This window comes from Streptomyces incarnatus (assembly GCF_001027185.1).
In the GTDB taxonomy this organism is placed as follows: Bacteria; Actinomycetota; Actinomycetes; order Streptomycetales; family Streptomycetaceae; genus Streptomyces; species Streptomyces puniciscabiei.
Genome location: NZ_CP011497.1, coordinates 2,443,753 through 2,465,512, shown reverse-complemented (window position 1 = coordinate 2,465,512; position 21,760 = coordinate 2,443,753). Strand labels below are relative to the sequence as shown.

General features: G+C 71.7%; 13 protein-coding genes. 10 read left to right on the top strand and 3 right to left on the bottom strand.

Translation table 11 applies throughout. The annotated features are described in order from the left end of the window. The first annotated feature begins 81 nt into the window (after positions 1-81). The gene (locus ABB07_RS10760; protein ID WP_208898518.1) at positions 82-1,527 is read left to right on the top strand and encodes an aldehyde dehydrogenase family protein; all 1,446 of its coding nucleotides are present in this window, start codon (positions 82-84) and stop codon (positions 1,525-1,527) included. A 223-nt stretch (positions 1,528-1,750) separates the two neighbouring features. Further along, positions 1,751-3,112 (top strand): S53 family peptidase, encoded by a 1,362-nt coding sequence (locus ABB07_RS10755; protein WP_208898517.1) that lies wholly within the window; start codon positions 1,751-1,753, stop codon positions 3,110-3,112. Positions 3,113-3,224: 112 nt separating this feature from the next. Here the strand turns inward: ABB07_RS10755 and ABB07_RS10750 are convergent, their stop codons facing one another. Further along, positions 3,225-6,068, bottom strand: coding sequence for a glycoside hydrolase family 3 C-terminal domain-containing protein (locus tag ABB07_RS10750; RefSeq protein WP_208898516.1), 2,844 nt, complete (start codon positions 6,066-6,068; stop codon positions 3,225-3,227). A 352-nt stretch (positions 6,069-6,420) separates the two neighbouring features. Between ABB07_RS10750 and ABB07_RS10745 the strand changes: the two genes are divergently transcribed. From ABB07_RS10745 to ABB07_RS10710, 8 genes are all read left to right on the top strand, one after another. After that, positions 6,421-8,133, top strand: a complete 1,713-nt coding sequence (locus tag ABB07_RS10745) for an extracellular solute-binding protein (protein ID WP_208898515.1) — start codon at positions 6,421-6,423, stop codon at positions 8,131-8,133. A gap of 27 nt (positions 8,134-8,160) precedes the next feature. After that, positions 8,161-9,192, top strand: coding sequence for an ABC transporter permease (locus ABB07_RS10740; RefSeq protein ID WP_208898514.1), 1,032 nt, complete (start codon positions 8,161-8,163; stop codon positions 9,190-9,192). After that, positions 9,189-10,133, top strand: coding sequence for a carbohydrate ABC transporter permease (locus ABB07_RS10735; RefSeq protein WP_208898513.1), 945 nt, complete (start codon positions 9,189-9,191; stop codon positions 10,131-10,133). The genes ABB07_RS10740 and ABB07_RS10735 overlap by 4 nt, the downstream gene beginning before the upstream one ends. A gap of 284 nt (positions 10,134-10,417) precedes the next feature. After that, positions 10,418-12,592 (top strand): beta propeller repeat protein, encoded by a 2,175-nt coding sequence (locus ABB07_RS10730; RefSeq protein ID WP_208898512.1) that lies wholly within the window; start codon positions 10,418-10,420, stop codon positions 12,590-12,592. Then, a complete protein-coding gene (locus ABB07_RS10725; protein ID WP_208898511.1) occupies positions 12,589-14,559 on the top strand; it encodes a beta-galactosidase in 1,971 nt (656 codons plus the stop codon). Before ABB07_RS10730 ends, ABB07_RS10725 begins: the two co-directional genes overlap by 4 nt. Continuing rightward, positions 14,556-16,880, top strand: coding sequence for a glycosyl hydrolase family 95 catalytic domain-containing protein (locus tag ABB07_RS10720; protein WP_208898510.1), 2,325 nt, complete (start codon positions 14,556-14,558; stop codon positions 16,878-16,880). The genes ABB07_RS10725 and ABB07_RS10720 overlap by 4 nt, the downstream gene beginning before the upstream one ends. A 43-nt stretch (positions 16,881-16,923) precedes the next feature. Next, positions 16,924-17,637 carry a glycoside hydrolase family 12 protein gene (locus tag ABB07_RS10715; RefSeq protein WP_208898509.1) on the top strand — a complete coding sequence of 238 codons (714 nt, stop codon included), beginning with the start codon at positions 16,924-16,926 and terminating at the stop codon, positions 17,635-17,637. Positions 17,638-17,656: 19 nt separating this feature from the next. Beyond that, on the top strand, positions 17,657-18,235 hold the full coding sequence (locus ABB07_RS10710) for a chorismate mutase (protein WP_425264699.1): 579 nt from the start codon (positions 17,657-17,659) through the stop codon (positions 18,233-18,235). Between the two features lie 49 nt (positions 18,236-18,284). On the opposite strand, the gene ABB07_RS10705 is transcribed toward ABB07_RS10710, so the two are convergent. Next, positions 18,285-20,336 carry a glycoside hydrolase family 31 protein gene (locus tag ABB07_RS10705; RefSeq protein ID WP_208898508.1) on the bottom strand — a complete coding sequence of 684 codons (2,052 nt, stop codon included), beginning with the start codon at positions 20,334-20,336 and terminating at the stop codon, positions 18,285-18,287. 82 nt (positions 20,337-20,418) lie between these two features. Then, on the bottom strand, positions 20,419-21,432 hold the full coding sequence (locus tag ABB07_RS10700; protein ID WP_208898507.1) for a LacI family DNA-binding transcriptional regulator: 1,014 nt from the start codon (positions 21,430-21,432) through the stop codon (positions 20,419-20,421). Positions 21,433-21,760: the final 328 nt, after the last annotated feature.

Genomic DNA, 21,760 nt, shown 5'->3' with positions numbered 1-21,760 from the left:
CAAGCGACCCCCGCGCACCCCCGCCCTACCGTTGACCACGCAAGCCAAGCACACCCCTAACGCGGAAGGGCCGGGAATCCTATGACTTCCACTCACGCCTTCTGGCTCGCCGGCCGCCAGGTCACCGGCGAGGACACCTTCGACGTCACCTCCCCGTGGGACGGCCGGCTCGTCGGCAAGGTCGGCGTGCCGACCGACGCCCAGGTCGAGGAGGCCGTGGCCGCCGCGTACGCCGTGCGGGACGAGTTCGCCGCCACCCCGGCGCACGTGCGCGCCGCCGCCCTGGACCACGTCAGCAAGCGGCTGGCCGAGCGCACCGAGGAGATCGCCCAGCTGATCTCCGCCGAGAACGGCAAGCCGGTCAAGTGGGCCCGGGGCGAGGTCGGCCGCGCGGTCTCCGTGTTCCGGTTCGCGGCGGAAGAGGCCCGCCGGTTCAACGGCGGCGAGGCCCAGCGGCTGGACACCGACGCCGGCGGCCAGGGCCGGCTGGCGCTGACCCGCCGCTTCCCCAAGGGTGTCGTGCTCGGCATCGCGCCGTTCAACTTCCCGCTGAACCTGTGCGCCCACAAGATCGCCCCGGCGATCGCCGTCGGCGCGCCCATCATCCTCAAGCCCGCCCCGGCCACCCCGCTCTCCGGCCTGATCCTGGGCGAGCTGCTGGCCGAGACCGACCTGCCGGCCGGTTCCTGGTCGGTCCTGCCGGTCCCGAACGACCGCATGCCCGCCCTGGTCCAGGACGAGCGTCTGCCGGTCATCTCCTTCACCGGTTCCGACAAGGTCGGTTACGCGATCATGGACTCGGTGCCGCGCAAGCACTGCACGCTGGAGCTGGGCGGCAACGGCGCGGCCGTCGTCCTCGCCGACTACGCGAGCGACGCCGACCTGGACTGGGCCGCGAACCGCATCGCGACCTTCTCCAACTACCAGGGCGGCCAGTCCTGCATCTCCGTGCAGCGGGTGATCGCCGACGCCTCCGTGTACGACCGTCTGCTGCCGCGCATCGTCGCCGCCGTCGAGGCCCAGGTCACCGGCGACCCGTCCGACGCCCGGACGGACGTCGGCCCGCTGGTCAGCGAGGACGCCGCCAAGCGCGTGGAGTCCTGGGTGAAGGAGGCGGTCGAGGCCGGCGCCAACCTGCTCACGGGCGGCGACCGCGACGGCGCCTCCTACGCGCCGACCGTCCTCACCGACGTACCGGCGGACGTCACCCTCGCCTGCGAGGAGGTCTTCGGGCCGGTCCTCACCGTGCAGAAGGTGGACGGCGAGGCCGCGGCCTTCGCCGCGGTCAACGACTCCAAGTACGGCCTCCAGGCGGGCGTGTTCACCCACGACCTGCAGGTCGCCTTCCGCGCCCACCGCGCCCTGGAGGTCGGCGGCGTGGTGATCGGCGACGTCCCGTCCTACCGCGCCGACCAGATGCCGTACGGCGGCGCCAAGCAGTCCGGTGTGGGCCGTGAAGGCGTGCGGTTCGCGATGGAGGACTACACCTACGAGCGCGTGCTGGTCCTGACCGGTCTCGCGCTCTGACCTGCCACGGACAGGTCAGAACCGTGGCGGCCGGTGCCCACTGTGCGGGGGCACCGGCCGCTGCTGCTTCCTGCGTCTTGGTAAAGGATTCGGCATCGGCGGTTCAAGAGTCATGCCCTTGGTCTTGTTCTGTCCATGACTCACCCGATGGGATGCGCCTGACCACTTCGTCCTGCTCGGGTTCGTCCTGTCCAGGACGTCACAGGACCTCTCAGGGGAACACATGCGCATAGCCCGAACCGGGCGCGGCCTCGCGGCCTCCGCCGCCACCGCCGCACTCGTCGCCGCAGGACTGGCGACCCTCTCCTCGGCCGGCGCCACCACCGCCGCGCCCGCCGGCGTACCGCACACCTTCGCGCAGCCGGCCATCGCGGGGCACACCCTGGTCCACGGCGTGGCCAGCCCCCTCCCCATCGCCCAGTGCCAGGCCAAGTGGCACATCAACTGCTACAACCCGCTGCAGTACCGCACCGCGTACAACCTGAACCCGCTGTACAAGAAGGGCATCACGGGCAAGGGCCGTACGATCGTCATCGTCGACTCCTTCGGGTCCCCGACCGTCCAGCACGACCTGGACGTCTACAGCAAGCAGTTCGGCCTGCCCAGCACCAAGGTGAAGGTCGTCAAGTGGGGTCACGTCCCCGCGTTCGACCCGAAGAACTCGGACATGACCGGCTGGGCCGGCGAGACCACGCTGGACGTCGAGATGGCCCACGCCGTCGCGCCCGGCGCGAAGATCGTCCTGGTGGAGACGGCGGTCTCCGAGACGGAGGGCACCACCGGTCTGCCGGAGATGATGTCCGCCGAGAAGCACCTGATCGACCAGGGTGTCGGCGACGTCATCAGCCAGAGCTTCGGCGCCACCGAGAACACCTTCCCGGGCTTCGACAAGGGCGACTTCTCCAGCATCAAGAAGCTGCGGTACGCCTTCGAGGACGCCCAGCGCAAGCACGTGACGGTCCTCGGCTCCTCCGGTGACGGCGGCGCCACCGACATGAAGCTGGACGGCAAGACGTACTACAACAAGCGCGTCAACTCCTGGCCGTCCTCCGACCCGCTGGTCACCTCCATCGGCGGCACCCAGCTCCACCTGAACGACAAGGGCGAGCGGATCAAGCCGGACAGCGTCTACAACGACTACGGCGCGGGCGGCGGCGGCCAGTCCCACGTGTTCACCCGTCCGGGCTTCCAGGACAGCGTCAAGAACTTGGTCGGCACCCGCCGCGGCACCCCGGACATCTCGATGGCCGCCGCGGTCAACGGCGGTGCCTGGGTGTACTCCAGCTACGACCCGACCGCCACCGGCTGGGACGTCTCCGGCGGCACCAGCGAGGCCAGCCCGCTCTTCTCGGGCGTCGTCGCCCTCGCCGACCAGGCGGCCGGTCACCGCCTGGGCAACATCAACCCGGCCCTCTACACCCTGCTGAAGCAGAAGAACCCGGGCATCGTCGACGTCAACGACGGCACGGACAACAGCTACCAGGGCGTCAAGGGCTACAAGGCCGTCAACGGCTACGACATGGCCACCGGCGTGGGCACGCTCGACGCCCTGCGCCTCGTGGCCGCCCTCGCCAAGCAACACTAATGGGAACCATTTCCAGGTAAGCTCTCCATGGCGCTGCCCGCCATGCGGAAGGGGCCCGGCACCGCTGCCTTCGGTGCCGGGCCCCCACGCGTCGCCGGTCTTCTCCGGACCCTCAACCGGAGAAGCCGACGTGCGCGAGCCGCAGGGGGCCGCGCAGCCTGAGGCGGACGTCGTGCACACCGGCGGCCGCGAGGCCGGCGGACAGGGCGGTGTAGGCGTAGACGCCGGCGGTGGGGGCGGCCGGGGTCAGCGTGGCCAGCACCGGGCCGCCGTCCAGGGACACCTCCAGTACGCCCTCGCCCGCCACCTGCGCCGTCACCTCGCTCACGCCCGCACCGAAGTCGCAGGCACGGTAGACCAGTTCGGCCGTGCCGCCGTGCGCCGGTGTCACCGCGTCGCCCGCCGTCCTCGTCCGGTCCACGATCGCGGCGCCGGACTGCTCGTCGAAGTCGGCCGCCGGCAGGCCGCGTCGGACGACCTGGCGCGGGGCCGGGGGCGTGCCGTCGAGGTGCACGGCCGTGCGCAGGCGGATGTCCTCGCTGGACGCGCCGAGCAACAGCTCGTACGGCCCGCTCTCCAGCCGCGGGCCATCCAGGGCCACGTCCCAGAACTCCAGGTCCGCCAGCGGGACTTCGAAGGAGACGGGTGCCGTCTCGCCGGGGGCCAGGGTGAGCCGGCGGTGGGCCAGCAGCTGGCGGCGCGGGCGGGCCACCGAGGGGTCGGCGGCCCGCCCGTAGAGCTGCACCACCTCGTCCGCCGCCCGGTCCCCGGTGTTCGTCACCGCGCACGAGACGCGCACCGAGCCGCCCTCGACGCGGGTCGTGAGGTCGGCGTAGCCGAAGGACGCGTACGACAGGCCGTGGCCGAAGGGGAAGAGCGGGGTGCCCTCGAAGTAGAGGTATGTCTGCCGGCTGCCGATGATGTCGTAGTCCAGCAGGTCGGGCAGGTCGGCGTCGGAGGCGTACCAGGTCTGGGGGAGGCGGCCGGCCGGGGAGACGTCGCCGGCGAGGGTGCGGGCCAGGGCCGTGCCCGCCGCCTGGCCGCCGTGCGCGGTCCACAGCACCGCCGGCAGCCGGACCACGTCCACCGCGTACGGATAGGCCGAGGTCAGGACCAGCACGGTGCGCGGATTCGCGGCCCGGGCCGCGCGCAGCAGCCGCTGCTGGTGGGCGGGCAGCCGAAGCGTCGTACGGTCCTCGGTCTCCCGGCCGCCTATGTGCGGGTCGTTGCCCGCGACCACCACGACGACGTCCGCCCGCTCGGCCACCCGGGTCACGGCCTCCTCGCCCCGCTCGACCGTGATCACCTCGAACACGTCGCCGGAATCCCCTGCCCCGGCAACCTTCACGCCGTCGGCGGCGACCCGGACATGACGGCCCGTGCCCAGGTGCGTGAGGAGGTGACCGCCCCGGTGCGGTTCGAGGCGGAAGGTCTCCTGGACCACCCAGCCGCCCGGCTGGTCCGCGGCGGCGCGCACCCGGCCGTCCTCGGCGACCGACAGGTACCGGCCGTCCGGCGCGCGCAGCGTGAGCACGCCCTCGCCCCAGTCCACCAGCGCGAACTCCGTGCCGACGGGGTCCGCGACGAGCGGCGGCAGATCGGTACGGCCCCGCAGCAGGGCCGGGTCCAGGGCGCCCCCGGCGCCGCGCGCCTCGTCCGGGGCGTCCGTCTCCGGCACCCGCAGGAAGGCCCCGGTCGCGGTGCGCAGCCGGACGCGGTCCACGCCCTCGGCGAACTCCACCCGGTCCGCGCCGAACCGCTCGTACAGGCCCTCCAGGGGCGTGGAGCGATGCAGCAGGCCGCCGCTGTACCAGTCGAGCTTGCACTCGTCGGCGAGCAGGCCGACCACCGCGACACGGGTGCCGGGCGCGAGCGGGAGCAGCCCGTCGTCGTTCTTCAGCAGGACGATCGCCTGCTCGGCGGCCTCCCGGGCGAGCGCCCGGTGTGCCGGGGTGTCGAACGCGCCGGTGCCGGCGTGCGGGTCGTGGTGCGGGTCGAACTCGCCGAGCCGGAACCGGACGGAGAGCTGACGGCGTACCGCGGTGTCGATGTCCGCCTCCGTCAGCAGCCCCTCCGCGTAAGCCCTCCTGACCCGTCCGACGATCCGCGAGCTGTCCGTCCCGTGGTCGGTGAAGCTGTCCACGCCGGCCAGCAGGGCGGCGGCGGTGGCCTCCTCGTGGGTGCCGAAGTAGTGCTCGGCGTCGACCAGGTTGGAGGGCGCGCCCGCGTCCGAGCAGACCAGCAGGTCGTCCTCGGTCCAGGTGCGCAGCTGAGAGCGCAGGTGGGGGGAGAGGTGGTTGGGGCGGCCGTTGACCAGGTTGTAGGCCGGCATCACCCCGGCCACCGCACCGGCCTCGACGGTCTCCTTGAAGGCGCGCAGGTCGTACTCGTGCAGCACGCGCGGGCAGACGGAGACGGAGCAGGTGGCCCGGTCCGTCTCGTTGTTGTGGGCCAGCCAGTGCTTGAGCACGGGGGCGGTGCGCCAGTACACCGGATGGTCGCCGCGCAGGCCGTGCGTGTACGCCGTGGCGATCGCCGAGGTCAGCTTCGGGTCCTCCGAGTAGCCCTCCTCGTTACGGCCCCACAGCGGATGCCGGAGCAGATTGACCGTCGGCGACCAGACGTTGAGGCCGACCCGGTCGTCCCGGGCCCGCATCGCGCGCACCTCCTTGGACACCGCCTCGCCGACCCGCCGCACCAGCTCCGGGTTCCAGGTCGCGCCGAGGCCCACGGCCTGCGGGAACACCGTCGCCGGACCCATCCAGGCGACGCCGTGCAGCGCCTCCTGGCCGGTGCGGAAGGCGGCGATGCCCAGGCGTTCCACGGCGGGCGCGAACTGGTGCAGGAGGGCGGTCTTCTCGTCCAGGGTGAGCCGCGCCAGCAGGTCGTCGACACGCTTCGCGAACGGCAGTCGGGGATCGCGGAAGGGCGGCGTGGACGGCGGGTCGACGGTCACGAGTGATTCCCCTTGCAGAGGGAGCGGCAAGACACTTTCGAAGCGCTTCGATGCTCAGGGGGCGGTGGGTCCGGTGTCAAGGTACCGGACGTGAAGAAGGCGTCGTTCTCGCCGACTTCCCAAGGGGTGTGGACCACCGGGGCATTGCGTGGCGCATTCGGGGAATCTTGGGAGCGACCCTTGTGCACCCCCAGGTGTTCACTTAATCTCGCTGAACATCGAAGCGCTTCGACTCGGCCGAGTACGGCTGCCGCCGTCGCCGGAGGACGCTTCCGCTCAGCCAGATCCACTCGAGACACCGCAGCCGACGGCCACCGCCGGGTGTCCTGGTGCGCCATGAAGGGTTGACGCAATGACGCCGAACGCCGCCTCCGCATCCTCCGCGCCCAGCCGGAGAAGCTCCCCCAGCCGGAGGAGCTTCCTCGCCTCCACGGCGGTCGCCGCCGCGGCGGTGGCGGGCGGGACGCCCTTGCTCGCCGCCTGCGGGAGTTCGGACAGCGGCTCGCGCGGCGGCACCACCTCGGGCAAGAACGCGAAGAAGATCCTTCCGGCCTACGTGGCCAGCGACGTGGTGACGCCGGACATCCCGTCCAGGAACGGCTCCTCGATGGGCTTCACCGGCAAGCTCGACGTCGCCACCCTCAAGACCTCGGTCCCGAAGAAGCTGGGCAAGGGCGGCAAGGTCACCGTCATGTCGCCGTTCTGGGGCTCGCCGCCGAAGCAGAACTGCGCCTACTACACCGCGGCCAACGCGATGATCGGCGTCGACGTCCAGTGGCAGAACCAGGACGGCAACACCTACGACCAGAAGCTGGGCGCGGTCCTCGCCTCCAGCGACATCCCGGACGTGGTGGTCATCCCGGGCTGGAACATGACCGCCAAGATACCCAGCGCCATCATCGGCAAGTTCGCCGACCTCGGCCCCTACCTGTCCGGCGACAAGGTCAAGGAGTACCCGAACCTCGCGGCGATCCCCACCGACGCCTGGCAGCGGTCCCTCTTCGGCGGCAAGCTGATGGGCCTGCCGATGCCCGCCTCGTACGTCCAGAACATCGTGCCCCTCTACCGCCAGGACATCTTCGACAAGCAGGGCTACGAAGTCCCCAGGTCCGCCGCCGAGTTCATGGCCCTGGCCAAGGAGATCACCAACGCCAGGGCCAAGCGGTGGGCCTGCGGTGACATGAAGTGGACCGCGTTCAACACCTTCGGCGTGATCAGCGGCGGGGAGAAGTCGCTCAGCTGGACCGTGGTCGACGGCAGGATGACCCACCGCATGGAGACCCCGGAGTACCTCGAGGCGCTGGAGTGGACGCGGAAGCTGTTCGCCGCCGGATACGTCCACCCCGACTTCAAGCTCGGCAAGAGCCAGGCCACCGACCCCAGCGCCAAGTTCGCCGCCGGCGAGTTCCTGATCTGGAACAACGACATCTCCAACTGGTACGGCCAGCAGGCCGTCCAGGCCACCCAGAACCCCGGCTTCAAGGTCTGGGGCATGGACCTGTGGGGACACGACGGCGGCAACCCCGTCCTGTGGGCCGCGAACCCGGCCGGCATCTTCGCCTTCGTCAACAAGAAGGCCTCCGAGTCCGTCATCCGCGACGTGCTGGCCGTCGCCGACGTCACCGCGGCGCCGTACGGCACCAAGGAGTGGATGATGACCAACTACGGCGTCGAAGGCACCCACTACACACTCAGGAACGGCGTGCCCGTCAAGACGGACAAGGGCAACAACGAGGTGGCCAACGCGTTCGTCATGGTCGCGAGCCCCGCCGCGACCATCGCCCACCCCGACCTCCCGGACTACACCAAGGGCATGGTCGGGTGGCAGCAGCGGATGGGCGCCTTCACCAGGAAGTCGTCCTTCTGGGGCCTGCAGGTGGTCGAGCCCAGCCGCTGGACCAACCTCACCAACGACATGGAGCAGCTGGAGGACGACATCGTCCGCGGTCACAAGAAGATCAGTGACATGCAGCAGTACATCTCCGACTGGAGGAGCAGGGGCGGCGACAAGCTGCGCGACTGGTACAAGAAGCTCCTCGACGACAGCGGTTCGGCGGCGAGCTGACCCGTCGGCGAGGCAAGGAGATCCGCCGTGTCCCACAGCACCGTGCCTCGGAAGGCCGAGGCCAGTGAGCCGATGAAGACCCCGGTGGCGTCCGGGGGCGCCACCGGCTCCCGGGAGAAGAAGGCGCCGGACAGGCTGAGCTTCCGGCTCAGGTTCCGACGCGACCGCGTCCTGATCCTGATGACGGTGCCGGCGCTCGTGCTGGTCCTGGTCTTCAACTACGTGCCGATCCTCGGCAATGTGGTCGCCTTCCAGGACTACGACCCCTACATCAGCGACAACGGCATCGTCTCGATCCTGCACAGCCCCTGGGTGGGCCTGGCGAACTTCCAGCAGATCTTCCAGGACCCGGCCTTCTGGAACGCGGTCGAGAACACACTGGTGCTGTTCTTCATCCAGCTCGTGCTCTACTTCCCGGTCCCGGTCCTGCTCGCCCTGCTCATCAACAGCGTGGTCAGGCCCCGGATCCGCGCGTTCTCCCAGGCGATCCTCTATCTTCCGCACTTCTTCTCATGGGTGCTGGTCATCGCCGTCTTCCAGCAACTCTTCGGCGGCGCGGGCCTGTTGTCGCAGCTGCTGCGGCAACACGGCTTCGACGGGCTGAACATCATGACCGACCCGTCGACCTTCAAGTTCCTCGTCACCGCGCAGAGCGTGTGGAAGGACGCGGGCTGGGGGATCATCGTCTTCCTCGCCGCGCTGGCCTCCGTACCGCCGGATCTGTACGAGGCCGCCGCGATGGACGGTGCCGGGCGCCGGCGGCGCATGTGGCACGTCACCCTGCCGGCGCTGCGGCCGGTGATCGCACTGCTGCTGGTGCTGCGCGTGGGCGACGCGCTGACCGTCGGCTTCGAACAGATCCTGCTCCAGCGGGATGCCGTCGGACCCGGAGCGGGCGAGGTCCTCGACACCTTCGTGTGGTGGAACGGCGTCCGCAACCAGGACTTCGGCTACGCGGCCGCCGCCGGCCTGGTCAAGGGCGTCGTCAGCATCGGACTGGTGCTCGCCGCGAACAAGGTGGCCCATCTCATGGGAGAGCAGGGGGTGTACAAGAAGTGACCGCCGTCATCGACAAGCCGCCCGCGGGACAGCGGACGCCGTCCCGGTGGGCCGCGCCGCCCCGCCCGGTGTGGGAGGAGGCGCCGAGCAAGGCCGGACTGGCGGGCAAGGGGCTCGTGCTGACCCTCGCCTGCCTGGGGATCCTGTTCCCGCTCTGGATCGTCGTGGTCACCAGCCTGTCCTCGCTCAAGACCATCAACGAGGCCGGCGGGCTGGTGATGGTGCCCAAAGGCATCACCTTCGTCGCCTACAGGGAACTGCTCAGCGGAGGGCAGGTCACCCGGGCCGCGATCATCAGCATCGGCATCACCGTGGTCGGCACGCTGTTCTCGATGACGGTGTCCGTGCTGTGCGCCTACGGGCTCTCCCGAACCGGCTCACTGGGGCACCGGTGGATCCTGATGACCCTGCTGGCGACCATGTTCTTCAGCGCCGGGCTCATCCCGACCTATCTGCTGGTGCAGTCGCTGGGGCTGACGGACACCTATCTCGCGCTGATCCTGCCGAGCGCGATCAGCGTGTTCAACATCCTGGTGCTGCGCGGCTTCTTCATGGGCATCTCGCAGGAGCTCATCGACAGCGCCCGGATCGACGGCGCCGGGGAAGTCCGGATTCTGTGGCAGATCGTGATGCCGCTGTCCCGGGCGGTCCTCGCGGTGATCACCCTCTTCTACGCCGTCGGGTACTGGAGCGCGTGGTTCAACGCGTCCCTGTACCTGAACGACCAGAACAAGATGCCGCTGCAGAACGTCATGATCCAGCTGGTGCAGAAGCAGCAGGCGCCGGTGGGGCTCGGGCAGGCGATCAGAACCGGGCAGTTGTCCGGGCTGGCCGTGCAGATGGCGGTCATGGTGATGGCCCTGCTGCCGGTGGCCGTGCTGTCGCCGTTCGTCCAGAAGCACTTCAAGAAGGGGATGCTGACGGGAGCGGTGAAGGGGTGACCGGGCGCCTACTGGTTCGGGGCGCGTGGTGATCGGGCGACTGCGGGTCCGTCGTGGCCGGTCGCGCAGTTCCCCGCGCCTCTTTCGGGGCGCTGCAGCGCCGGCGCCTTCGAAGCGCCGCCGCTGCGGGCAGTCGTGCCTCCCCCAGTGCCTTAAGGGCCTGGGGGGACCCTCAGGCGGCACGGGTGGGCGCAGCGGCACCCCGCAAGCGCGGGCGAGTGACCCACTCCCGGCCCGCATAGGCGCCGGTCCATCCACCAGACCCACGCACACCGAGGTACCCCATGCCCAGACCAACCCGCAGAACCGTCCTGACCGCCACCGCAGCAACCGCCGCACTGCTGAGCCTCCCCACCAGGGCATACGCCGCCCAAGCCGCGCAGAGATACCGTTGGCGCAACGCGGTCATCGGCGGCACCGGCTTCGTGACCGGCGTCCTGTTCCACCCCACCACCCCGGGCCTCGCCTACGCCCGCACGGACATCGGCGGCGCCTACCGCTGGGACGCGGACACCGCCCGCTGGACCCCCCTCATCGACCACCTCGGCTGGGACGACTGGAACCTCCTCGGTGTGGAGGCGATGGCCGTCGACCCGGCCCACCCCGACCGGCTGTACCTGGCCCTCGGCACGTACGCCCAGCCCTGGGCCGGAAACGGAGCGGTCCTCCGCTCCGAGGACCGCGGCACCACCTGGCAGCGCACCGATCTCCCGGTGCGGCTCGGCGCCAACGAGGACGGCCGCGGCACCGGCGAACGCCTCCTCGTCGACCCCCGCGACAGCGACACCCTCTGGCTCGGCACCCGCCACGACGGACTCCTCAAGTCGACGGACAGGGGCGCCACTTGGGGCCGGGACACCGGGTTTCCGCCCGCCCCGAACGCGGCCGGCCAAGGCGTCACCCTCCTCGTCGCCGCGGGCCGCGCCCTCTACGCCGGCTGGGCAGACGCCGCCGGCACCGCCCCCCACCTCTACCGCACCACCGACGGCACCACCTGGCAACCGGTCCCCGGACAGCCCACCGGCGCCGCCACCCAGGTCCCGATCCGCGCCGCGTACGACCGGCACACCCGCGAGCTGTATCTGACGTACGCGAACGCCCCCGGCCCGAACGGGCAGACCGACGGCGGCGTGCACAAGCTGGACCTCACCACCGGCACCTGGACCGACGTCACCCCGGCCGTCCCGCAGGGCACCGACACCTTCGGGTACGGAGGCCTCGCGGTGGCGGCCTGCCGTCCCGGCACCGTCGTCGTCTCCACCAACAACCGCTGGGCGGCCGTGGACACCCTGTACCGCACCACCGACGGCGGCCGCAGCTGGGTCTCCCTGAAGGACACCGCCGTCCTCGACGTCTCCGAGACGCCCTATCTGAAATGGGGAGCGGACCGGCCCAAGTTCGGCTGGTGGATCCAGGCCGTCGCCGTCGACCCGTACGACCCCGAGCACGTCCTCTACGGCACCGGCGCCACCCTCTACGGCACCCGCGACCTGCGGAACTGGGCGCCCAGGGTCCGCGGTCTCGAGGAGACCTCCGTGCGGCAGCTCATCTCGCCGCCCACCGGAGAGGCCCATCTGATCAGCGCGAACGGTGACATCGGCGTGCTGTACCACGACCGGCTCACCGCGTCCCCGGCCCGCGGCATGGCCGCCGACCCCGTCTTCGGCACGGCCACCGGACTCGCCCAGGCGGCCGCGAAGCCGTCGTACGTCGTGCGCACGGGATGGGGTGATCACGGCAACGGCGCGTTCTCGACCGACGGCGGTCGGACCTGGTCGCCCTTCCGGGCCCAGCCCGCGCTCGCCAAGGACGCCCCCGGCCCGATCGCCGTCGGCGCCGACGGCTCCGTCCTGCTGTGGACCTTCGTGCACGGGGACGGCACCACCTACCCCGCCCACCGCTCGGCGGACGGCGGGGCGACCTGGGCCGAGGCGGCCACCTTCCCCCAGGGCGCCACCCCGGTCGCCGACCCGGTCGAGCCCGGCACGTTCTACGCCTACGACACGACCACCGGCACGCTGTACGCCGGCACCGACGGCGGCCGTACCTTCGCCGCCCGCGCCGGCGGACTGCCCTCGGGCGACAGCCAGTTCCAGCTCGTCGCGGCCCCGGGGCGCCGGGGTGATTTGTGGCTGAGCACCAAGGGGAACGGGCTGTACCGGTCCACGGACTCAGGCGCCACCTTCGCCGAGGTCGCGGGCGTCCGGGCGGCGTACACCCTCGGCTTCGGCAAGGCCGCGCCCGGCGCCGGCTACCCGGCGATCTACCTCGTCGGCGTCACGGACACGATCACCGCCGTGTACCGCTCGGACGACGAGGCGAAGACGTGGATCCGGATCAACGACGACGCCCACCAATGGGGCTGGACCGGCCAGGCCGTCACCGGTGATCCGCGCGTTCACGGCCGCGTGTACCTCGCCACCAACGGGCGCGGCATCCAGTACGGGGAGCCCGTATGACACCGACCCTCGCCGACGCCTCCCGGGGCCGCATCCTCTTCGGCGGTGACTACAACCCCGAGCAGTGGGCCGAGGAGACCTGGCAGGACGACGTACGGCTGATGAAGGAGGCGTCGGTCAACTCCGTCACGGTCGGCGTCTTCTCCTGGGCGAGGCTCGAACCCGAGCCGGGCGCACGGGAGTTCGGCTGGCTCGACCGGCTGATGGACCTCATGGACGCAGGCGGCATCGGGGTCGTCCTCGCCACCCCGACCGCCGCCCCGCCGCCGTGGATGGGCCGGCTGCACCCCGACACGCTGCCCCGCGACGCCGACGGGCGGACCGAGTGGTGGGGCGGCCGGCAGCACTTCTCGCACTCCAGCGCCGCCTACCGGCGCTACGCCGCCGCCATCACCGAGGACCTGGCCGCCCGCTACGGCAGCCATCCGGCCCTGCGGATGTGGCACATCAACAACGAGTACTGCACCGTCGACCACGGCGACGAGGCGGCCGCCGCCTTCCGCCGCTGGCTGCGCGAGAAGTACGGCACCCTCGACGCCCTCAACACCGCCTGGGGCACCGCCTTCTGGAGCCAGGTGTACGACACCTGGGACGGCATCCTGCCCGCCCGGCACGCGCACTATCTGAAGAACCCCGCCCAGGTGCTGGACTTTTCGCGTTTCACCTCCGACATGCTCCTGGAGTGCTTCACCGCCGAACGCGACATCGTCCGCCGGTACACCCCGCACATCCCGGTGACCAGCAACTTCATGCCGTTGTGGAGGGGGCAGGACGGCTGGCGCTGGGCGGGGGAGGAGGACGTCGTCTCCGTCGATCTGTATCCCGACCCGCGCGATCCGCTGGGCGCCCAGCGCGGGGCCCTGGTGCAGGACCTGACGCGCTCGCAGGCGCGCGGCCCGTGGATGCTCATGGAGCAGGCGGCCGGACCGGTCAACTGGCGCGGGGTGAACCATCCCAAACCGCGCGGTCTCAACCGGCTCTGGTCGCTCCAGGCGGTCGCCCGCGGCGCCGACGCCGTCTGCTACTTCCAGTGGCGCCAGTCCCGGCAGGGCGCCGAGAAGTTCCACTCGGGCATGGTCAGCCACGCGGGGGAGGAGGGCCGCACCTACCAGGAGGTACGGCGGCTCGGCGCCGAACTCGCCGCCATCGGCCCCCAGGTGGCAGGGAGCCGGATCGACGCCGACGTCGCGATCCTGCACGACTGGCACTCCTGGTGGGCCGGTGCGCACGAGGGGCGGCTGTCCACGCTGGTGGACCTCGCGGACGTGCTCACCGCCTGGCACCGGGCGCTCTGGGAGGCCCATCTGACCTGCGACTTCGCCCACCCGGAGCACGACCTGTCCGGCTACCGGCTCGTCGTCGTACCGCAGCTCTACCTCCTCACCGACACCGCCCTCGACAACCTCCTCGGCTACGTCCGCGGCGGCGGCACCCTGGTCTGCGGTTTCCTCACCGGCGTCGCCGACGAGGACGACCGGATCAGGCCCGGCGGCATGGACGCCCGGCTGCGCGAGCTGTTCGGCATCCGCGTGCTGCACGAGTGGTGGCCGCTGGAAGCGGGGGAGACGGTGGAGTGCGAGGGATTCCGCGGGACGCTGTGGTCGGAGGAGATCGAGCCGGAGCCCGGGGCCGCGGAGATCGTGCCGTACCGGGGCGGCGAGCTGGACGGGCTGCCCGCCGTACTGCGCCGGGGCCGCGCCTGGTACCTCTCCACGCTGCCGGAACCGGAGGCGCTGCGCGCGCTGCTCGGCACCGTCGCCGCCGGGGCCGGGGTGCGCCCGGTGCTGGAGGGGCTGCCCGACGGTGTCGAGGCGGTGCGCCGGGGCGAGCTGCTGTTCCTGCTGAACCACGGGCGCGAGCCGGTCACCGTCGAGGTCCCGGGCAGCCATCGCGACCTGCTCGGCGGCGGGACCGTGACCGGCTCGGTCACCCTGGCCCGCTACGGCGTGGCGGTGCTGCGGCCATGAGCGACGGACCGGTCCACGGCACCTGGGAGCCGGCCCCGGCGGCCCGCTGGGAGGACGCCTTCCTGGCCGGGAACGGCCACCACGGGGTTCTCGTGTTCGGTGATCCGAACGACGACCGGGTCGTCGTCACGCAGCACACCCTGGTCCGCCCCAACGGCGGCGAGCGGGCCCGGCCGCCCCGCCTCGCCGCCGAACTCCCCGCACTCCAGGACCGGTTGCTCGCCGGCGACCTGACCGCCGCCGAGGGCTTCACCGACGGCCGCCCCCTGCAGTGGGTGCAGCCCTTCCATCCCGCCTTCCAGGTGCGGCTGCGCAGGCCCGGCGGAAGCGGGAGCGGGAGCGGGAGCGGGCATGGGCACGGGCATGGGCATGGGCATGGGCATGGGTATCGCCGGGCCGTCGATTTCACCACCGGCGAGGTCACCGCCTCCTGCGCCGGTTTCGCCGGCCGCGTCTTCGTCTCCCGTGCGGACGACGTGATCGTGCACGAGGTCAGGACGGACGGCCTCGACATCAGCCTCGACCACCGGCTGCCGGGCGCACCGGCCGGGCTGCGGGTCGGGCACGGCGCCCTGCTCACCCCCGAGGGCGCCCTGCTGAGCCTGCGCGCCCGCTACCCGGGCAGCGACCGCGCCTACACCGGCGTGACCCTCGTCGCCGCGTACGGCGGCAGCACCGAACTCGCCCCGCCGGGCGCCCGCGTCACCGGCGCCGATCGGGTGCTGCTGCTCACCCGTGTCCACCGGCACACCGGAGAGACGGACGTCGTCGCCGAGGCCCGGCGGCTCCGGGCACTGCTGGAAGACACCGAAGGCGGCATCGGAGGCGGGACCGAAGGCGGGACCGAGTACGGGACCGAGACCGGTACCCAAGACGCCGTCGAAGACCGCACCGGGCGGCCGTACGACCTCCTCCTCGCCCGCCATCTGGACCGCCACCGCACCGCCTACCGGCGGGTGACGCTGGACCTCGGCGCGGATCCGGCCGAGCGCGCCCTGCCCGGCTCCGAGCTGCTCAAGCGCCCGCACAGCCCGGCCCTGCTGGAACGGCTCTTCGCGGGCGGCCGCTACCACCTGCTCTCCAGCAGCGGCCTCAATCCGCCCCGGCTCACCGGGCTGTGGACCGGCGACTGGGACACCGCCTGGTCCGGCGCCTTCACCACCAACGCCAACCTCAACCTCCAGACCGCCTCCGCGCCGGCCGCCGCCCTGCCCGAGGTCACCGAGGCGCTGGCCGCCCTCGTCGCCCGGCAGCTGCCGGACTGGCGGGCCAACGCCCGCGCGATCTTCGGCACCCGGGGCGCCGTCGCACCCTCGCACACCGACGGCGCGTCCGGGCTGACGTACCACTTCAGCCGCGAGTACCCGCTGCACCTGTGGACGGCCGGAGCGGACTGGCTGCTCAAACCGCTGGTCGACCACGACGAGATCCACGGCACGCAGGACCCGCGCACCGCCGCCGCGCTCGCCGAGGCGGCCCTCTTCCACGAGGACTTCCTCACCCGCACCGACGCCGAGGGCCGGCTCGTCGTCGTCCCCTCCTACTCGCCGGAGAACCGCCCCGCGAACGGCAGCTGGGGCGCGCTCAACGCCGCCATGGACCTCTCCGCCGCCCGGCACACCCTGCTCACCGCCGCCCGCTACCACCCCGAACAGGCCGAGAGATGGCGGGCGTTGGCCGACCGGCTGCCACCGCACCGGATCAACGCCGACGGAGCGCTCGCCGAATGGGCCTGGCCCGGCCTGGACGACACCTACGACCACCGTCACCTCAGCCACCTCTACGGCGTCTGGCCCCTGGACGAGATCAACCCCCACGACACCCCCGGCCTGGCCGCCGCCGCCCACCGCGCCCTCGCACTGCGCGGCGCGGAGAACCACTCCGCCCACGGCCATCTGCACCACGCCCTGATCGCCGCCCGCCTCGGCGACGCCGCGCGCGCCGCCCACGCCCTGCGCCGGGTCCTCGACGGCGACTTCTTCCACGCCTCCCTGATGAGCGCCCACTACCCGCACCGGGACGTCTACAACGCGGACGCCGCGCACACCCTGCCCGGCGTGCTGATCGAGCTGCTCGTGCAGTCCACCCCGGACCGGCTCGTCCTGCTGCCCGTCGTCCCGGAGGCCCTCGCCCTCGGCGAACTCCGGGGCGTGCGCACCCGGTTCGGCGCCGAGATCGACCTCGCGTGGGATCCGCGTCGGGCCACGGTCACCCTCCGGCCGAGCCGCACCGCCCGCATCGAACTGCGGACTTCCTCCGGCAGCGAACCGCTCGACCTCGTCGCCGGAGAAGACCGCGTCCTCACCCTGGGGGCGCGGTGACCGGCAAATACCGGCAATTCCCCCCACCCATGGAAGGGACACCATGGCACCAAGCACGCTCAGCAGGGTCGCGAAAGCCCTGATCGCCCCCGCCCTCGCCCTCGGCGCCACCGCCGGCCTCGCCTCGGCCCCCGCCTCCGCGGCCGTCTGGAGCTCCTGCGACCAGTGGGGCAGCACCACGCTGAACGGCTACACGCTGTACAACGACGTCTGGGGCTCCGGCGCGGGCAGCCAGTGCATCTGGGCCAACTCCGGCACCAACTGGGGCGTCTGGGCGGACCACCCGAACACGGGCGGCATCAAGTCCTACCCCAACGCCAAGAAGGTGATCAACAAATCGATCGGCTCCATGGGCTCGCTCTCCAGCAGCTACAACGTCACCGTCCCGTCGTCCGGGGCCTACGAGACGGCGTATGACATCTGGGACACGGGCCACAAGTACGAGATCATGCTCTGGGTCAACAAGACCGGAGCCGTCGGCCCGCTCGGCACCTCCCAGGGCACCGTGACCCTCGGCGGCTCCACCTGGACCGTCTACAAGGGCAACAACGGCTCCAACGACGTCTTCTCCTTCGTCCGCGGCTCCAACTCCGGCTCCGGCACGGTGAACATCCTGCCGATCCTGAAGTGGATCAAGGACACCAAGGGCTGGTTCGGCGACGTGACCATCGGTGACCTCCAGTTCGGCTTCGAGATCACCTCGTCCGCCGGCGGGCTGAACTTTACGGTCAACAGCGAGACAACCAGCAGCAGTTGAGACGTAGGGGTGGGGTTTCATGGACCTCATGCGAATCTCCGCCCCCCTGACCGGAACCGTGATCGCCGCTGCCGTGCTGCTCGCCGCGCCGGGCACCGCGGCAGCGGCTCCCTGCGTCTCGCCCCTCCACCCCGTGGCCTCCCTCGCCGCCGAACGTCTCGCCACCGCCGACCTGGTGGCCGCCGCGAAGTGGGGCACCGGCAGCCCCATCGACGATCCCGCCCGGGAACAGCAGGTCCTGGACGCCGTGGCCGCACAGGCCGCGCAGCTCGGCGCCGATCCGGACGAGGCCCGGCGCGTCTTCCGCGACCAGATAGAGGCCAACAAGATCGTCCAGCGCGGTCTGTTCGCCCGGTGGGCGGCCCATCCCGAGCAGGCCCCGACCACCAAGCCGGACCTGAACGTCGTCCGGCAGACGATCAACCGCATCAACACGGACCTGGTCCGCGCCCTCGCCGACACCACCGCGGAGCGCGACACCCCGGCCTGCGGGCCCGAACTCGCCACAGCCGTCGTCGAGGTCCACCACGAGAAGCACCCGGACCTGCTGCACACGGGCGCGCTGGTGCGTTCCCTGGTATCGGCCTGCCGGGTCTGACCCGCACCGTGCGGCCGGGCCTCCGCCAGGGGCCCGGCCGCCGGAGCCGCTACTCCGCCACCGGCAACCGCGCCCCGTCCCGCAGGAACAGCGGGATGCGGTCCAGCGGCGCGTCCACCGTCACCGCCGTACCGCCCTCGTACGACTCACCCGTCCAGGCGTCCGTCCAGCGGGCGCCCGCCGGGAGATACGCCGTGCGGGCCGTCGCGCCGGCCGTCAGCACCGGGGCGACCAGGAGGTCCCGGCCGAAGAGGTAGGCGTCGTCCACCGACCAGGCCGCCTGGTCGTCGGGGAACTCCAGGAACAGCGGGCGCATCACCGGCAGCCCCTCCTCGTGGGCCTCCCGCATGACGGTCAGGACGTACGGCTTGAGGCGCTCGCGCAGGCGCAGGTACTTCTCCAGGATCGCGCCGGCCTCCTCGCCGTACGACCACACCTCGTTCGGGCCGCCCGTCATCCCGGGGCCGAGCGGCATGCCCGGGTCGCGGAAGCCGTGCAGCCGCATCAGCGGGGACAGCGCGCCGAACTGGAACCAGCGGACCATCACCTCGCGGTACGCCGGGTCGTCCGGGTCGCCGCCGTGGAAGCCGCCGATGTCGGTGTTCCACCAGGGGATGCCGGACAGCGCGGTGTTGAGGCCGGCCGCGAGCTGGCGGCGCAGGGTGGCGAAGCCGGTGCCGATGTCACCGGACCACAGGGCCGCGCCGTAGCGCTGACTGCCCGCCCACGCCGAGCGGTTGAGGGTGATGACCTCCTCGCCCCGGGCGCGCAGGCCCTCGTGGAAGGCGCGGGCGTTCTCGCGCGGGTAGAGGTTGCCGACCTCCAGGCCCGGACCCGCCCAGTAGCGCAGGTTCTCCGGGAAGCCCGGCTTCAGCTCCGGCTCGCAGGCGTCCAGCCAGAAGGCCGTGATGCCGTACGGGACGAGGTAGTTGTCGCGGACCCTCGACCACACGAACTCCCGTGCCTCGGGGTTCGTGGCGTCGTAGAAGGCCACCTGGACGGTGGAGTCGACCTCCTTGTCGGGCCAGTCGGCGTGCGCCATCGGGCCGTACTGGGTGCCGATGAAATAGCCGCGCTGCTCCATCAGCCGGTGGTTCTCGCTCAGCGGCGACACCGACGGCCACACCGACACCACCAGCTTGACGCCCAGCTCCTGAAGCTCGCGGACCATCGCCGCCGGGTCCGGCCACTCCTTCGGGTCGAACCGCCACTCGCCGAGGTGGGTCCAGTGGAAGAAGTCGCACACGATCGCCGACAGGGGCAGGCCCCGGCGCTTGTACTCCCGGGCGACGCCGAGGAGTTCGTCCTGGGTGCGGTAGCGCAGCTTGCACTGCCAGAAGCCGGCCGCCCACTCCGGGAGCATGGGCGAACGGCCGGTCACCGCCGTGTAGGCGCGCTGCCCGTCGGCCGGGGTGCCCGCCGTGATCCAGTAGTCGATCTGCCGGGCCGAGTCCGCGACCCAGCGGGTGCCGTTGCCCGCCAGCTCCACCCGGCCGATCGCCGGGTTGTTCCACAGCAGGGTGTAGCCCCGGCTGGACACCAGCACCGGGACGCTCACCTCGGCGTTGCGCTGCACCAGGTCCAGCACCAGGCCCTTCTGGTCCAGCCGCCCGTGCTGGTGCTGCCCGAGGCCGTACAGCTTCTCGCCCTCGTAGGCGGCGAACCGCTGCTCCAGCCGGTGGTGGCCGCCGCCGGCCGCCGTGTAGAGCCGCGACCCGGGCCACCAGAAGTGCGCCCGCTCCTCGGCGAGCAGTTCCGTACGGTCCGCGGTGCGCAGGAAGCGGACGAGGCCCTCGGCGCTCACCTCGACGGTCAGCGCGCCGACCGTCAGCCACGCCTCGCCGTCACCGATCTCGATGCGGGCGTCCTGGGCGGGCGGGGCGTCGAGGAGGGCGCCCGGGAGCCCCTGGAGCACCGGGCCGCCGAGCCGGGCGCGCACCCGGACCGCGTCCGGACCCCACGGCTCGATCCGCACCGTCTCCTGGCGGCCGCTCCACTCCAGCGCCGCGTCCCGCTCGCGGAAGGTGCCGACGGTGGGGGAGGACTGGGCGAGCGAGACCTTGGGCTGCGTGACGGCAGGCGTGACGGCAGGCTGATTCACTGCGTGCTCCTGAAGGAGGGCGGGACGTCGGACAAGGCAGGCAGAGGCATGCCCCGGACGCGCCGGAGCACGGGAAGGTACGTCAGGACGCGGCCGGTGCCGGTCCCGAACTCGCCCGTACCGTCAGCTCGGGCGCGATCAGCACGAGATCGTCGCCGCCCCGCCCGTCCAGCTTGGCCACCAGGTGCTCGACCGCGTACCGGCCCATCTCCTGCGCCGGGACGGCGACCGAGGTCAGCCGCACCGAGGCCTGCACGGCGACCTGGTCCGGGCAGATCGCGACCACGGACACGTCCTCCGGCACGGCCCTGCCCTGCTGGCGCAGCAGCGCGAGCAGCGGCTCCACCGCCGACTCGTTCTGCACCACGAAGCCGGTCGTCGCCGGGCGCTCGTCGAGGATCCGGGCCAGGGTCACGGCCATCGCGTCGTAGCCGCCGTCGCACGGGCGGTGCAGCACCCGTACGCCCGTCTCGCGGGCCCGGGTACGCAGCCCGTCGAGGGTGCGCTCGGCGAAACCGGTGTGCCGCTCGTAGACGGCCGGGGCCTCGCCGATGACCGCGATGTCACGGTGACCGAGCCCCGCCAGGTGTTCCACGCACAGCGCGCCGGTCGCCGTCCAGTCCAGGTCGACGCAGGTCAGGCCGTCCGTGTCGGCGGGCAGCCCGATGAGCACCGAGGGCTGGCCGGTCCGCCTGAGCAGCGGCAGCCGCTCGTCCTCGAGCTCGACGTCCATCAGGATCATCGCGTCGGCGAGACCGCTGCCGGTCACCCGGCGCACGGCGTCGGGTCCCTCCTCTCCGGTGAGCAGCAGGACGTCGTAGCCATGGGTGCGGGCGGTGGTGGCCACCGCGATGGCGATCTCCATCATCACCGGCACGTACATGTCGGTGCGCAGCGGGATCATCAGCGCGATGATGTTCGACCGCTTGCCGGCCAGGGCGCGGGCGCCGGCGTTGGGGTGGTAGCCCAGTTCCCGGATGCTCTGCTCGACCCGCTGCCGGGTGGTCGTGGAGATGGACCGCTTGCCGCTGAGGACATAGCTCACCGTGCTCGCCGAGACTCCGGCGTGCTGGGCGACCTCGGCGAGGGTGACCATCCGTGCTCCAAGCGTTGTGAAGCGCTTCGACTAGCGCGCATTGCCGACGGGGGCGAGTGAGGGTGAGATTGACACTAGCCTCAGCCGGGTCGGGGTGTCCATAGGATGTCGAAGCGCTTCGACAGCTTTCCGTGAGCCCGGCGAAGTCCGTTCTTGGCCGATATCCCGAACAAGCCACCGAGCAGCAGTACACACCGCCGCGCCGGGCTTCGGCAGTCCTTTCGGCCGTTCGGCCGCGCGAGGGGTGGTGGGGTCGGCCCGTTTCGGGTACCAACGATCCAGTAGCACGGGTCGGTAACCAACGGTCCGACATCATCCCTCTTCGCGG

Coding starts and splice junctions, on each gene's coding strand:
- ABB07_RS10745 (WP_208898515.1), top strand. CDS start 6,421: ATGACGCCGAACGCCGCCTCCGCATCCTCCGCGCCCAGCCGGAGAAGC.
- ABB07_RS10715 (WP_208898509.1), top strand. CDS start 16,924: ATGGCACCAAGCACGCTCAGCAGGGTCGCGAAAGCCCTGATCGCCCCC.
- ABB07_RS10760 (WP_208898518.1), top strand. CDS start 82: ATGACTTCCACTCACGCCTTCTGGCTCGCCGGCCGCCAGGTCACCGGC.
- ABB07_RS10730 (WP_208898512.1), top strand. CDS start 10,418: ATGCCCAGACCAACCCGCAGAACCGTCCTGACCGCCACCGCAGCAACC.
- ABB07_RS10720 (WP_208898510.1), top strand. CDS start 14,556: ATGAGCGACGGACCGGTCCACGGCACCTGGGAGCCGGCCCCGGCGGCC.
- ABB07_RS10700 (WP_208898507.1), bottom strand. CDS start 21,432: ATGGTCACCCTCGCCGAGGTCGCCCAGCACGCCGGAGTCTCGGCGAGC.
- ABB07_RS10725 (WP_208898511.1), top strand. CDS start 12,589: ATGACACCGACCCTCGCCGACGCCTCCCGGGGCCGCATCCTCTTCGGC.
- ABB07_RS10710 (WP_425264699.1), top strand. CDS start 17,657: ATGGACCTCATGCGAATCTCCGCCCCCCTGACCGGAACCGTGATCGCC.
- ABB07_RS10755 (WP_208898517.1), top strand. CDS start 1,751: ATGCGCATAGCCCGAACCGGGCGCGGCCTCGCGGCCTCCGCCGCCACC.